The 13,544-nt window shown below is 52.1% G+C and carries 14 protein-coding genes; 13 read left to right on the top strand and 1 reads right to left on the bottom strand.

Going from position 1 to position 13,544, the window contains the following annotated elements; all coding sequences use genetic code 11:
* Window positions 1-249 precede the first annotated feature (249 nt).
* The 5 genes from fsa to KNP03_RS05180 all read left to right on the top strand — a co-directional run bounded on the left by fsa (window position 250) and on the right by KNP03_RS05180 (window position 4,942).
* Window positions 250-900 (top strand): fructose-6-phosphate aldolase, encoded by a 651-nt coding sequence (fsa, locus tag KNP03_RS05200; protein ID WP_214826124.1) that lies wholly within the window; start codon window positions 250-252, stop codon window positions 898-900.
* 27 nt (window positions 901-927) lie between these two features.
* Window positions 928-2,181: a UDP-N-acetylglucosamine 1-carboxyvinyltransferase gene (gene murA / locus KNP03_RS05195; protein ID WP_214826122.1), complete on the top strand. Its 1,254-nt coding sequence runs from the start codon at window positions 928-930 to the stop codon at window positions 2,179-2,181.
* Window positions 2,182-2,198: 17 nt separating this feature from the next.
* Entirely contained in the window at window positions 2,199-3,170 is a 972-nt protein-coding gene (glpX, locus tag KNP03_RS05190; protein ID WP_214826120.1) for a class II fructose-bisphosphatase, read from the top strand.
* 85 nt (window positions 3,171-3,255) lie between these two features.
* Window positions 3,256-4,182 carry an ATP-binding cassette domain-containing protein gene (locus KNP03_RS05185; RefSeq protein ID WP_214826118.1) on the top strand — a complete coding sequence of 309 codons (927 nt, stop codon included), beginning with the start codon at window positions 3,256-3,258 and terminating at the stop codon, window positions 4,180-4,182.
* On the top strand, window positions 4,172-4,942 hold the full coding sequence (locus tag KNP03_RS05180) for an ABC transporter permease (protein WP_214826116.1): 771 nt from the start codon (window positions 4,172-4,174) through the stop codon (window positions 4,940-4,942). The genes KNP03_RS05185 and KNP03_RS05180 overlap by 11 nt, the downstream gene beginning before the upstream one ends.
* A 40-nt stretch (window positions 4,943-4,982) precedes the next feature.
* On the opposite strand, the gene KNP03_RS05175 is transcribed toward KNP03_RS05180, so the two are convergent.
* Window positions 4,983-5,933: a C40 family peptidase gene (locus KNP03_RS05175; RefSeq protein WP_240544431.1), complete on the bottom strand. Its 951-nt coding sequence runs from the start codon at window positions 5,931-5,933 to the stop codon at window positions 4,983-4,985.
* Between the two features lie 380 nt (window positions 5,934-6,313).
* Between KNP03_RS05175 and rho the strand changes: the two genes are divergently transcribed.
* From rho to KNP03_RS05135, 8 genes are all read left to right on the top strand, one after another.
* Window positions 6,314-7,654: a transcription termination factor Rho gene (rho, locus tag KNP03_RS05170; RefSeq protein ID WP_214826114.1), complete on the top strand. Its 1,341-nt coding sequence runs from the start codon at window positions 6,314-6,316 to the stop codon at window positions 7,652-7,654.
* An 82-nt stretch (window positions 7,655-7,736) separates the two neighbouring features.
* Complete coding sequence (locus KNP03_RS05165; protein WP_214826113.1) at window positions 7,737-7,979, top strand: type B 50S ribosomal protein L31; 243 nt, start codon at window positions 7,737-7,739, stop codon at window positions 7,977-7,979.
* A gap of 99 nt (window positions 7,980-8,078) precedes the next feature.
* Window positions 8,079-9,311, top strand: coding sequence for a cation:proton antiporter (locus KNP03_RS05160; RefSeq protein ID WP_214826110.1), 1,233 nt, complete (start codon window positions 8,079-8,081; stop codon window positions 9,309-9,311).
* A 97-nt stretch (window positions 9,312-9,408) separates the two neighbouring features.
* The gene (locus KNP03_RS05155) at window positions 9,409-10,020 is read left to right on the top strand and encodes a thymidine kinase (RefSeq protein WP_214826108.1); all 612 of its coding nucleotides are present in this window, start codon (window positions 9,409-9,411) and stop codon (window positions 10,018-10,020) included.
* Window positions 10,021-10,101: 81 nt separating this feature from the next.
* Window positions 10,102-11,172, top strand: coding sequence for a peptide chain release factor 1 (gene prfA / locus KNP03_RS05150; RefSeq protein WP_214826254.1), 1,071 nt, complete (start codon window positions 10,102-10,104; stop codon window positions 11,170-11,172).
* On the top strand, window positions 11,169-12,044 hold the full coding sequence (gene prmC, locus KNP03_RS05145) for a peptide chain release factor N(5)-glutamine methyltransferase (protein ID WP_214826107.1): 876 nt from the start codon (window positions 11,169-11,171) through the stop codon (window positions 12,042-12,044). The genes prfA and prmC overlap by 4 nt, the downstream gene beginning before the upstream one ends.
* Complete coding sequence (locus KNP03_RS05140; RefSeq protein WP_214826105.1) at window positions 12,010-13,020, top strand: L-threonylcarbamoyladenylate synthase; 1,011 nt, start codon at window positions 12,010-12,012, stop codon at window positions 13,018-13,020. The genes prmC and KNP03_RS05140 overlap by 35 nt, the downstream gene beginning before the upstream one ends.
* A gap of 21 nt (window positions 13,021-13,041) precedes the next feature.
* On the top strand, window positions 13,042-13,542 hold the full coding sequence (locus KNP03_RS05135; protein ID WP_214826097.1) for a low molecular weight protein arginine phosphatase: 501 nt from the start codon (window positions 13,042-13,044) through the stop codon (window positions 13,540-13,542).
* Window positions 13,543-13,544 lie beyond the last annotated feature (2 nt).

Raw genomic sequence — 13,544 nt, 5'->3', positions numbered from 1 at the left:
CGGGGTTAGCCTGATCAGGTTTCGACCGTTAGGTCGGATAACTCAGGAATCCTCCACCTCTAAGCGAAGCGTAGGTGGGGGTAGTTCAAATAGGTAGACCGGATGCGGTCAGTAAATTGTGGTGACAGGTCATCATCGCAGTCCCTTGCGCCTCAATCGTTGCTCGAATCGGACAAAGGGTAGTAATTCGGGTGCGATTTCCTCATAATAGGGAGTGTAAGCGAATACATCTTAAAGGAGGAGACACACATGCGTTTTTTCATTGATACGGCGAATGTGGAAGACATCAAGAAAGCCCATCAAATGGGTGTAATCGGGGGCGTGACGACGAACCCTTCACTCGTTGCGAAAGAAGGTGTGGACTTCCATACACGGCTTCGTGAAATCTGTGAGATCGTGGGGGATCTTTCAGTCAGCGCGGAAGTTATTGCACTTGATGCGAAGGGTATGGTGGAAGAAGGAAAGGAACTTGCCGCGATCGCGCCGAATATTACGGTGAAGGTACCGATGACACCGGACGGGATGGAAGCGGTGAAGCAGTTCAAAGAACTCGGAATCAAAACGAATGTCACACTCATTTTTAATGCGAACCAGGCCCTTTTGGCGGCTCGCGCGGGTGCGTCATACGTGTCGCCGTTTATCGGACGACTCGATGACATCGGACAAGACGGTCTTGAACTCGTGGAGACGATTGCGAACATCTTTGCGATTCACGGCATCGAGTCAGAAATCATCGCGGCGTCAGTCCGTCATCCTGTCCATGTGACGAAAGCGGCCCTTCTTGGAGCTGACATTGCGACAGTTCCATACAAAGTCATCGAACAAATGATGAAACATCCGCTCACAGACAAAGGGATTGAGCAGTTCTTGGCGGATTGGAACAACGCTCAGTCTAAATAAGTCCGTCGTAGAAAGGTTTTGATCAACGTGGAAATTTTGCATATCGTTGGACAGCAAAAGCTAGAAGGAACAGTGGAAATCAGCGGGGCGAAGCAGAGTGCCTTACCTTGTCTCGTCGCGTCACTGCTGACAGAAGAACCGGTCACCATTGAAAACGTTCCAGCCATTGAAGACGTGGAAGTGATGATCGGGCTATTGCAAGAACTCGGCGTTCGGGTTGAACGTGACGGGGAGCGGATGACGTTTCATTCGAATGAAGCAGTCGCGATGCCGCTCCTCGGTTCAGAAACGAGAAAAGTGCGCGCCGCTGTCTATTTGCTCGGTGTATTTGCCGCGCGTTTTGGGAAAGGCGCAGTCGGTTTACCTGGGGGATATGCGATTGGTCCACGACCGATTGATCTGCATTTAAAGGCGCTCGAACGACTCGGTATCCACGTAGAGAATGAATCGGGTCTCTACCATGTCCGAGTCGAAGAGCTCGCCGGAAGTCGCATTTATTTAGACCTGCGCTCGTTCGGTGCGACGGTGAGCGCCATGCTCGCCGCCGTTCTCGCGAAAGGGACGACCGTGATTGAAAACGCGGCCTGTGACCCCGAAGTCGTCGATGTTGCAACGATGCTGACATCGATGGGGGCACATGTCAGCGGGGCCGGGACCGACGAGATTCGCATCAAAGGCGTCGACAAGCTGCATGGGTGTACGCATTCGCTCATTCCAGACCGGCTAGAGGCCGCCACATACATGATTTATGGAGCCGTGGCGGGGGAAGTCACGGTGCAACCCGTGATTCCGACTCACTTAGAAGGTGTCATCCAAAAGTTGATCGACTTTGGGGCAGACATTGAGGTGGGCGAAGAGTCGGTTACGGTCCGGGCGAATCAGTTCCTGCCGACGGATATACGGGTGTTTCATTATGCCGGGTATCCGAGCGACCTTCAGCCGATTATGTCGGCAGCCCTGCTAAAAGCTGACGGGACAAGTGTCGTCACGGACAAACTGTATGCCCAGCGTTTCCGTCATATCGCGGAGATGCGTCGGATGAATGCGCAAATAACGTTAGAAGACGCGTCGGCCGTCATTCGTGGCGGGAACCAGCTGGCGACAGCGGAAATGGAGAGTTCGGATGCGCGAAGTGCAGCCGCGCTCGTGCTATCTGCTTTACAAGCGGGGGGAGAGTCGACGGTCATCTATGCGGAGAAGTTGAACAATTCATATGTCGACTTTGTCGGCAAATTAAAACAGCTCGGAGCTCTCGTTTGGGTGGAAGAGGAGACCGAGTAACAAAGGGGAGATTTCGGGTGGAACGAAGTTTATCGATGGAATTGGTCCGGGTGACAGAGGCGGCTGCGCTCGCCTCGGCCCGTTGGATGGGGAGAGGTTTAAAGATCGAAGCGGATGACGCTGCGACAACGGCGATGCGTGACGTGTTCGACACGATTCCGATGAAAGGGATCGTCGTCATCGGGGAAGGCGAGATGGACGAGGCACCGATGCTCTATATCGGTGAGAAAGTCGGGAATGGCTATGGCTCGCGTCTCGATGTCGCCGTCGACCCGCTCGAAGGGACGAACATCGTCGCAACCGGGACATGGGGCGCACTCGCTGTCTTGGCTGTTGCGGATGCGGGAGACTTACTCCATGCGCCGGACATGTACATGGATAAGATCGCGGTCGGACCGGAAGCGGCAGGTCTCGTCAGTTTAAACAACTCTATTGAAGAAAACATCGAGATCGTGGCGAAAGCGAAAAATAAAAACCCCGAAGACGTCGTGGTGACGATCTTAAATCGAGATCGCCATCAAGAAATCATTCAGCGTGTCCGCGATACCGGGGCGCGCATCAAGTTGATTCCTGACGGCGATGTGGCGGCAGCGATCAACACGGCCTTCTCCAAAACCGGGGTCGATTTGCTTCTCGGGTCAGGCGGGGCGCCGGAAGGCGTGATTGCGGCGGTCGCGATGAAGTGTCTCGGGGGAGACTTCCAAGGTCGTCTCTTACCGGAAGACGAAGCGCAAAAGCAGCGCTGTCATGACATGGGGATTGAGGATACGGATAAGATTCTGCTCCTCGATGACCTCGTCAAAGGAGAAGACTGTATTTTTGCAGCGACGGGTGTGACCGATGGCGAGCTGTTAAGAGGAGTCCAGTTCACCTCACAGGGCGGGCAGACTCACTCTGTCGTCATGCGGGCAAAATCGGGAACAGTCCGGTTCGTCGAAGGGAACCACTCGTTGAAGAAAAAACCGAAGATGGTCATGAAACCAGAATAACCGATTGCCGTGGACGAACATTCGTCTGCGGCTTTTTAGTTATGAACACATCAAAACGGGAATGGGAAGGCAGGAGGTGTGACCGATGATTGAAGTGGAATCACTGGTGAAGACGTACGGAGAGGTCGCCGCAGTGGATGAGGTATCCTTTTCCGTAAGAGAAGGGGAAATCTTTGCGTTTTTAGGGCCGAACGGGGCGGGAAAGTCGACAACCGTGCAGATGTTGACGACGCTCGTCCGTCCGACGGCAGGACGGGCCGAAGTGAATGGATTCGATGTGGTGAAACAGGAAAAAGACGTCCGGCTATCCATCGGGGTCGCACTGCAAGAGACGGGAATCGATAAAGTGTTGACCGGTCGAGAACTCCTGGTCCTTCAAGGTCGTCTGTTCAAGATGTCGAAAGAGGAAGCAGAAAAACGGGCGGAGGAGCTCCTGGCGATTGTTTCCCTGACGGAAGCGGCAGACCGGCGTAGCGGCACGTATTCTGGCGGGATGCGGCGCCGGCTGGATTTGGCGCTTACACTTGTCCATCGTCCGACCGTCCTTTTTTTGGATGAACCGACGACGGGACTCGACCCGGCCAGTCGCATCGAGATTTGGAATGAGGTACGTCGATTAAATCAAGAGTTTGGGACGACCATTTTCTTGACGACTCAATATTTAGAAGAGGCGGATGAACTCGCCGACCGGATTGCGATCATCAATCACGGGAAAATTGTGAGTGAGGGGACCGCGGATGAGTTGAAGCGACTGGTTGGTGGGGAGACGATTGCCATGGCGTTTCAAGACGCAACGGATGCAAAGCGGGCGGCGGAGCGGTTTGGTCATGAGGCGGAAGGGACGAACGTCTCGTTCGAGCTGAAACAGTATACGTTGATGGACGTCATTCGTTCCTTAGATGAAGCTGGTTTACAGCCGGAGCGCTTGACCGTGAAACAACCGTCACTTGACGATGTCTTCTTGAAAGTGACCGGTGAATCGTACGAAGGAGGCGAGATCCGTGTGGACTGAGACGTGGTTGTTTACGAAACGGAGCTTGTTGACGACGATCCGGAACCCTTTTTCATTTATTCCGAACTTATTGATCTCGGTCTTTTTCCTTCTCGTCTACACGAGCGGATTATCGAGTGTCGCCTCATTGCCGCAGTTTGAAGGGAGCGACTACTTGAACTTCATCTTGCCGGTATCCATCGTTTCGGGTGCGGTCGGAGGTGCGGGCGGTACCGGACAAGCGCTCGTCCGGGATATTGAGAGTGGGTATTTTGCCCGACTGCTGTTGACCCCGGCGACACGGACGGCCATCGTGCTCGGTCCGATGATTGCGGGCATGCTGCAACTGTTCGTTCAGACGCTGCTAATTTTCAGTGTCGCCTTTTTGCTCGGCTTGACGATTCCGGTCGGTGCACCAGGATTCTTTTTCACCGTGCTGCTTGCGATTGGTTTCGGCTTAGGGTTTGCCGGTTACTCGGTCGGGGTCGCCTTGAAGACAAGGAACGCCCAGGCGGCCCAAGCGGGCACCTTGCTCTTTTTCCCGCTCATCTTCTTATCGACAACATTCGTTCCAAAAGAGTTGATTGAGGCGGAGTGGCTGAAAGTAGCGGCGACGTTCAATCCGACAACGTATATTTTCGAAGGGATGCGGGCTGTCTTGACCCAACCCGAGATCGATTGGGGAGCGCTGTCAGCTGGACTGGCGGTCGCTGGAACGATGAGCCTCATCATGATCGTGTTTGCCGCGACGAACGCCCGAGGCGCGCTGAAGCAAAAATAAAAACGACTCGGTTCCCATGAACCGAGTCGTCGTTGATTTTTTAGAGGTAAGTCCCGGCACCGACGTAACGGGCGCCCCAGTAACCTGATCTGAAGCTCGCGTATTTCACGCCGCCTGTTTCTGAGTTGATCATTTGTGTTTGGCTAAGTGCCATACCGACGTGGTGAATCGTTCCGCCTGAATGGGAGAAGAAGACGAGGTCTCCAGCCTGAATAGAAGACGTCGAAATTTTCTTCGCACTTGCGTATTGCTGACGAGAAGAGCGTGGAAGTGTTTTTCCGATTGCTTTCTTGTAAACATAGCCCGTGTAGCCAGAGCAGTCAAAACCAGAAGTTGTCGTTCCGCCGTAACGGTAAGGTGTGCCGAGGTATTTTTTTGACTCGGCGACAAGTTTCGAACGGACGCTCGAAGACGATGTTGAAGCAGTTGCCTTCGAAGTCGTCGATGTATTTGGCTTCAAGTATGAATATTTTGAAGCCGCTGAGATGTAAGCTGCCTTGCCTTGGTAGTTGATTTTATAGAACGCCCCGACTTTACCGAGGTATGTGTAACGTTGTCCTTTATTCATCTTTCCGATGACTTGTGAAGCGTAAGAAGCCGACGAGCGGATGCTCACCCCGTTCATTTTCGAATAAGCGAACGTCGGAACAGTCGGTTGCGATGTCGAAGTGGTCGACATTTTGGAAACGGTTGACGTCCGTGGCTTCAAGTAAGAATATTTCGAAGACGCAGAGATGTAACTCGCTTTGCCTTTATAATTAATTTTGTAAAACGATCCGGTTTTACCGAGGTATGTATAGCGTTGCCCTTTGTTCATCTTTCCAACGACTTTTGAAGACGAGTAGGACGGGGCTGTTCGGATATTCAAACCGTTCACTTTCGAGTAAGCAAAGGTGCCTGTTGCGGCTTCTGCTTGTTCACCGGTTGTGAACGCAAGACCCGAGAAAGCGACAGCGGCAGCGATGACGATGGATGCAATACGCTTAAACATAATGTAATTCCCTCCGTTTTTTAATAAGACCAGACCTATATGACTCAACTATCTGAATGTACGATTTTCAAGCACATCAAAGGGGTGAATAATACCCGATTTAGTGTGCAAATAAACTATATCATGTGGGTGTACACGAACATTTTTCAATAACAAGACAAAAAAGCGTTTTCTTGTAACACGATTGAAACAATATGTGGATATAACTCTTCTTTTGTTACAATGTCGCAGAAAGACGTGTGAGTTTTTGAGAATAAGGGAAATGAGGCGGGAGTACGTCGATTTTCAACCGTGACGACTCTGCAAAAATGTGGTTAGATGATTGCAGACAGCTCAAGTATGATGAACGATAGAATGATGTAGAAAGATAGGTGACTTGAATGAGTCAACAGACTGAACCGAACAAAAATTACACACTCCGTGAACTCGAGACGAAGACGTTGAAAGAACTTTATGAGATTGCGAAAGAAGTCAACGTCCCGAACTATCGAGAGGCTCGTAAACGCGAGTTAATGTTTCGAATTTTAAAGTCGCAAGCTGAATCGAAGGACCTTTATTTCCTCGAAGGCATATTGGAAATCATTCCTCCGAATCCACAGTCCCAAAATGATGGGGGCTTTGGCTTCCTCCGTCCGATCAACTATTCCCAGTCATCCGAAGATATTTATATCGCGGCCTCACAAATCCGTCGCTTCAATCTGCGTAACGGAGACCTTGTCACTGGAAAAGTACGTAAGCCAAAAGAAAATGAACGATTCCAAGGATTGCTCAGTGTCGAAGCGGTCAATGGAGAGTCGACGGAATCGACACGCTCTCGTGATTATTTCCCGGCGTTAACCCCGATTTACCCGGAACAGCAGATGGTGCTCGAGACCGAACCGAACCACTTGTCTGTGCGTGTCATGGACATGATTGCACCCGTCGGATTCGGTCAACGCGGATTGATTGTCGCTCCGCCGAAAGCCGGGAAGACATCACTCTTAAAAGAAATCGCGAACTCGATTACGACGAACCATCCAAATGTCGAGTTGATCATCTTACTCATCGATGAGCGGCCGGAAGAAGTGACCGATATTCAGCGTTCCGTCCCAGGGGCGGATGTTGCCTTCTCGACGTTCGATGAGACACCGGAGAATCATGCACGCATCTCTGAACTGGTCCTCGAACGGGCGATGCGCTTGGTCGAACATAAAAAAGACGTCGTCATCCTGCTCGACTCGATCACGCGATTGACCCGTGCCTATAACTTATCGGTCCCACCGAGCGGTCGGACGCTATCCGGCGGGATCGACCCGGCGGCGTTCCACAAACCGAAGAAGTTCTTTGGTGCGGCCCGGAACATCGAGGACGGCGGCAGCTTGACCATTTTAGGGACGGCGCTCGTCGATACCGGCTCGCGGATGGACGACGTCATTTACGAAGAGTTCAAAGGGACCGGGAACATGGAACTTCACCTCGATCGGAAATTGGCGGAACGTCGGATCTTCCCTGCGATCGATATTCGTCGCTCAGGTACCCGTAAAGAAGAGCTCCTGCTCGGGAAAGACGAACTCGACACACTTTGGACAATCCGTCGCACCATGAACGAGTCGCCGGACTTCGTGGAACAATTCTTACGTCGTGTGCGTGAGACGAAGACAAATCTCGAGTTTTTCGCGGCGCTCGAAGCGGATAAGAAAAAGAGTCGCCGTCCCGTGAAAAAAGCGAAAACGGACTTGTAAATCACATACTGGGGTGCTATTATATTCTAGTGAACTTTCTCTAGGTTGAAAGAATACTTAGGGCCGAAGGAGTTGAAAAGCAATGAAACAAGGAATCCACCCAGAATACCGTAAAGTCGTATTCATGGACTCGACGACAGAATTCAAATTCATCAGTGGTTCAACTCGTTACTCTAACGAGACAATCACAATGGAAGATGGAAATGAGTACCCACTCATCCGTGTCGATGTATCTTCTGACTCGCACCCGTTCTACACAGGTCGCCAGAAATTCGCATCTGCGGACGGTCGTATCGAGCGCTTCAACAAGAAGTACAAACGTTAATCGTCAAGTTGTATGCACACCGCCTAGGGATTGCCCTTGGCGGTTTTTTGTTTACAGGACTCGGGTAAAGAGACGAAATAATGTCGTTAGGGGGCCAACATGGAATTCATACTTATTAGTATCAGCTTATTGATCGGGGTCGGCATCATGTCACAATGGCTGGCTTGGCGATACCAAATTCCAGCCATCATCATTATGACAGTAGCGGGGGTCATCGCTGGACCCATCCTAGGTCTGTTCGATCCGCGTGTGCTGCTCGGTGATTTATATAGTCCAATCATTTCCTTCGCGGTCGCGATCATTTTGTTCGAAGGGAGTCTTGGGCTTCATTTTATTGAAATCAACCAATTCCGAAAATCGATCGTCAGAATCGTGACGATCGGGGTCGCCTTATCGTTTGTCGGAGCGTCTTTGTTGATCCAGTATGTCGGAGGGTTACATTGGGTCGTCGCCTGGACGATGGGGGCACTCTTCGTCGTGACTGGACCGACCGTCGTCATTCCGTTGCTCAGGCAGGCCCATTTGAAAGACCGCGTCGGGGCGATCTTGAAATGGGAAGGGATCATCGTGGACCCGGTTGGTGCCTTGCTCGGCCTGTTCGTCGTCCGTTTAGGCTATATCGTCTATGAGAGCATGGACTTATGGACGCAGCTCTTGTTTGCAGGGGCTTGTATTGTCGGGATCGGCCTCGGCTATATTTTTGGTCACGTCTTGATGGGCTGGTTCGTCGGTGAAAAAGTTCCTCGTTACTTGCGGGCTTCTGTCACACTGACGGCGGTGCTCGTGCTGTTCTCGCTGAGCGAACTCATGATGCATGAAGTCGGGTTGCTTGCCGTGACAGCGATGGGGATGACGATGGCGAACACGAAGCATCGCGATGAAGAAATTATCGAAGAATTGCAATCGTTCAAGGAGGACATCTCGATTTTGCTCATCTCATCCGTCTTCATCTTGTTGACGGCCTCGCTCTCGCGCGAGGAATTGATGAACATCTTCCAGTGGCCGCTCTTGTTGACAATCGCCGGGATCTTATTCCTTGTCCGTCCGATTGCGATTTATTTATCGACGATTCGAACAGACCTCCCGCTCGCAGAACGCGGCTTTATCGGATGGATCGCCCCGCGTGGGATTGTCGCCATGACGGTGGCGGGGTTCTTCGCGGAAGAAGTGGCCCATCTCGGGATCGAAGATGCAAAACAAATGTTGCCGCTCACCCTTGGCCTCGTCTTTATCTCAGTCGCGCTTCACGGGTTGACGATTCGCCCGCTCGCGCGCAAGCTGAGATTGATTGATGTGAAAAAAGAAGCGGATGCGGAAGAAGAACGGAATTAAAGGGAATAGCTAATTTTTGTAAGAAGTCAACCCTTTTCCTAAACGAGAAAGATAGGTATAATCGGATAGCGATTATCGATGGAGAGGGCGAAGAGAAATGATGCATGTGACGAACCGCTATGGTTGGATTGAAGTAATTTGTGGGAGTATGTTTTCAGGGAAGTCGGAGGAATTGATTCGTCGAGTCCGCCGGGCTCATTATGGAAAAATTCCGGTTCAAGTGTTCAAACCAGCAATCGATGACCGGTATCATGAGGAGAACGTCGTCTCACATACCGGAAATTCGGTCGTGGCCGTCCCGGTCGGCTCTAGCCAAGACTTATATGACGCGGTGAAGGAAGAGACCCAGGTCATCGCGATTGATGAAGTGCAATTTTTCGATGAAGGCATCGTTGATGTCATCGAACAACTGGCTTCTGAGGACAAACGTGTGATTTGTGCGGGCCTTGACATGGACTTCCGTGGTGAGCCGTTCACGATGATGCCGGAACTTTTATCGCGCGCTGAATTCGTCACGAAGTTGCAGGCAATCTGTTTGTCGTGTGGCGCACCGGCCTCACGAACACAACGACTGATCGATGGAGACCCTGCCCGCTATGAAGACCCGGTCATTTTGGTCGGTGCTTCAGAATCATATGAACCACGGTGCCGTCATTGTCATGACGTCCCGAACAAACCACGGCCGGTCCGCCATACGGTGGCTGACTGAGTGAACGACGAACCGCCTCTGGCGGTTCGTTTTTTGATATACTGAAGAGAGTTTGATTTGACGGAGAAAGGACGGATCATCATGTTTGACCGTTTGAGTGTATTGGAAGAACGATATATCCAATTGAATGAAATGCTCGCTGACCCTGAAGTGCTCAGCGATTCGACAAAATTGAGACAGTATTCAAAAGAACAGGCCCAGTTGGAAGAAACGGTCCAAGCGTATCGCCTGTACAAAGAGAAAAGCGAGGCGTATAAAGAAGCGAAGCTCATGCTGGAAGACCGGACGATGGATGCAGATATGCGCGAGCTGGCAAAAGAAGAGATGACGCTTCTCGAGCCGGAAGTGAAAGAGCTCGAAGCGAATCTCCGGATCTTGTTGCTCCCGAAAGACCCGAATGACGACAAAAACGTCATCGTTGAAATCCGCGGTGCAGCCGGAGGGGACGAGGCGGCGCTGTTTGCGGGCGACTTATATAAAATGTATACACGTTTCGCGGAACGTCAAAATTGGAAAACTGAGCTGATTGATGCGAACTATACCGAGCTCGGCGGCTTCAAAGAAGTGACGTTCATGATCAACGGGGCAGGCGCCTATTCGAAGCTGAAGTTTGAAAATGGGGCGCATCGCGTCCAACGGGTCCCTTCTACCGAGTCGGGTGGCCGGATCCATACATCGACGGCGACGGTGGCGGTATTGCCGGAAGCAGAAGACGTTGAAGTCCATATCGATATGAAAGACGTCCGGGTCGATACGTTTACGTCATCCGGTCCAGGCGGACAATCGGTCAACACGACCCAGTCGGCCGTGCGATTGACGCATATCCCGACCGGTCTCGTCGTCTCCTGTCAGGATGAGAAGTCCCAACATAAAAACAAAGACAAAGCAATGAAGGTCCTTCGGGCGCGCCTATATGACAAAATGCAGAGCGAGCATATGGAAGAACTATCGGCGCAACGGAAGTCGGCTGTCGGGACAGGAGACCGTTCGGAACGGATCCGGACCTATAACTTCCCGCAAAGCCGTGTTACGGATCATCGGATCGGGTTGACGCTGCAAAAGCTCGACCGGGTGCTCGCAGGCGAACTTGAAGATATCATTGACGCCTTGATCATGGACGAGCAGGCACGTCTGATGGAGGATGCGGAATGACACGAATCGCCGCAGCACTTAAACAGACCGAGCAAACGCTCGCCGAAGCGGGGAGAGACCCGGCAGCGGCGGAGTGGTGGCTCATGCATGTCCTCGAAGTTGACCGGACCGGGCTACTCGTACGATTGTCAGAAGAACTGCCTGAAGCGTCGGAGTCGGTCTTTCAAGAAGGGGTGAAACGTTTGTTGCAGGGAGAGCCGGTCCAGCATTTGATTGGACGGGCCCCTTTTTACGGGCGCTCCTTTGAAGTGAACCGGGACGTGTTGATCCCGAGACCGGAAACGGAAGAATTGATTGAGTGGGTGTTGGACCAAGTCCAAGGAATTGAAGCCGATGACATCGTCGACGTCGGGACGGGAAGTGGAGCGATTGCCATCACACTCAGTTTAGAGCTTGGAAAACGGGTTCAAACCGTTGATATTTCCCCGGAAGCGATTGCCGTGGCGAAACGGAACGCAGCGACACTCGGTGCGGACGTCCTGTTCCATGAAGGGGATTGTCTGGCGCCGATCGCCGATGATTCGATTCGCGTACTCGTCTCGAACCCTCCTTATATCGAGGCCGATGAGCTTCTCGATGAGACGGTTGCTGCGTATGAGCCGCATCTGGCCTTGTTCGGAGGGGTGGATGGTCTCGTCATGTATCGGAAACTGGTCGCAGAGTCGATGCGCGTCTTACGTGCCGATTGGCAGTTGATTGCGTTTGAAATCGGGTATAACCAAGGACAAGTTGTGAAATCATTGCTTTCAGAACGTTATCCTGAAGCAGAAACGGGTATTTTAAAAGATATAAACGGCAAAGACCGTATCGTCTATGCCGTGAGGGAAGGGATTGTACATGGAAACGAAGTGGATCAAGCCAACAGAGATTGAAGAAGGGGTTCGCCTTCTTCAAGCGGGAGAAATTATCGCCATTCCGACAGAAACCGTATATGGTCTCGCTGGGGATGCCATGAACGATGTGGCGATTCGGAAAATTTTTGAGGCGAAAGGTCGACCGTCGGACAATCCGCTGATCGTACATGTCGCTTCTGTCGAACAGACGAAACAGTTTGTCGATACGATTCCTTCTGTCGCCAAGCGCTTGATGGATGCGTTTTGGCCAGGCGCTTTGACGATCATCTTGCCATCGAACGGCCGGGCATCATCGCTCGTAACGGCAGGGCTCGACTCGATCGGCCTTCGGATGCCGAATCATCCGGCGGCGCTGGATTTGATTCGTGCCTCGGGTCTTGGATTAGCGGCACCGAGTGCGAACCGTTCAGGTCGACCTTCCCCGACGTCCGCAAAACATGTGGCGGATGATTTGACGGGGCGAATTGCCGGCATCGTCGACGGAGGACCGACTGGGATTGGAGTCGAATCGACCGTCATCGATTGTACGGGTGAAACGGCAACCATCTTACGTCCCGGCGGCGTCACAAAAGAAGCGATCGAGGCTGTCATTGGACCGGTCGCACTGGACGCCAACTTGAGTGATGAAACAGCAGCGCCACGATCACCAGGAATGAAGTACACGCATTATGCCCCGACCGCCCCAGTGTTCCTCGTCAATGGGGGACGGGACGCGCTCGTTCAAGTCATTGAGGAGCGGCAGGCGGCAGGGAAACGGGTTGGCGCGCTTGTATTCGACGAAACGACGACACCGGCGGAGGTCACCTATTCCCTCGGTACATCGATGGAAGAGGCGGCCAAGCGGTTGTACGACGCGCTTCGGCGATTTGATGAGACAGATGTGGAAGAGATTTATGTGAACCAAATTGAACCAAAGGGGGTCGCACTTGCTGTATATAACCGTCTGTACAAGGCGGCTGGCGGCAAAATCGTACACCCGACTGAAAAGGCCTAAAGACATAGAGGAGGACACGCGATGTCGATGAAACGCGTATTATTCATATGTAGTGGCAACACGTGCCGCAGCCCGATGGCAATGGCTCTACTCCGTTCAAAAGTGACGGAGGATGATTTTGATATCCGTTCTGCGGGTTTGCGGACGATGCAAGGATTTGACGCCTCTGAAAATGCGCTTCAAGTGCTCAGAGAACGTGGCATTGAGCTGGAGCATGTGACCCAGACGTTTGATGAGGTGTTGGGAAGTTGGGCGGACATCATTTTGACGATGACACGTGCGCACCGTGAACAGATCCGGGATACATACCCGGATTTGGCAGAGCGCACATTCACGCTCTATGAATTCGTGACGGGGCTCGAACGGGATATCAATGACCCGTTCGGTGGATCGATGAACGTCTATCGCCAAGTACGGAATGAACTCGAGCCACTCGTCAACCGACTTGTGTTAAAATTAACGAATGATGGGTCAAAGGTGACGAAACCACCGAGACGCCTACCAAAGAAGACGGGGGAATGAAC

The organism is Exiguobacterium algae, from assembly GCF_018617875.1.
Lineage (GTDB): Bacteria > Bacillota > Bacilli > Exiguobacteriales > Exiguobacteriaceae > Exiguobacterium > Exiguobacterium algae.
Note: the sequence above shows the minus strand (reverse complement) of the source record. Positions and strands in the feature narration are given on the sequence as shown.

Excerpts from the sequence above, each read along its gene's own strand:
- fsa (WP_214826124.1), top strand. The coding sequence starts at position 250 with ATGCGTTTTTTCATTGATACGGCGAATGTGGAAGACATCAAGAAAGCC.
- KNP03_RS05185 (WP_214826118.1), top strand. The coding sequence starts at position 3,256 with ATGATTGAAGTGGAATCACTGGTGAAGACGTACGGAGAGGTCGCCGCA.
- KNP03_RS05175 (WP_240544431.1), bottom strand. The coding sequence starts at position 5,933 with ATGTTTAAGCGTATTGCATCCATCGTCATCGCTGCCGCTGTCGCTTTC.
- rho (WP_214826114.1), top strand. The coding sequence starts at position 6,314 with ATGAGTCAACAGACTGAACCGAACAAAAATTACACACTCCGTGAACTC.
- KNP03_RS05165 (WP_214826113.1), top strand. The coding sequence starts at position 7,737 with ATGAAACAAGGAATCCACCCAGAATACCGTAAAGTCGTATTCATGGAC.
- KNP03_RS05160 (WP_214826110.1), top strand. The coding sequence starts at position 8,079 with ATGGAATTCATACTTATTAGTATCAGCTTATTGATCGGGGTCGGCATC.
- KNP03_RS05155 (WP_214826108.1), top strand. The coding sequence starts at position 9,409 with ATGATGCATGTGACGAACCGCTATGGTTGGATTGAAGTAATTTGTGGG.
- prfA (WP_214826254.1), top strand. The coding sequence starts at position 10,102 with ATGTTTGACCGTTTGAGTGTATTGGAAGAACGATATATCCAATTGAAT.
- prmC (WP_214826107.1), top strand. The coding sequence starts at position 11,169 with ATGACACGAATCGCCGCAGCACTTAAACAGACCGAGCAAACGCTCGCC.
- KNP03_RS05140 (WP_214826105.1), top strand. The coding sequence starts at position 12,010 with ATGGAAACGAAGTGGATCAAGCCAACAGAGATTGAAGAAGGGGTTCGC.
- KNP03_RS05135 (WP_214826097.1), top strand. The coding sequence starts at position 13,042 with ATGTCGATGAAACGCGTATTATTCATATGTAGTGGCAACACGTGCCGC.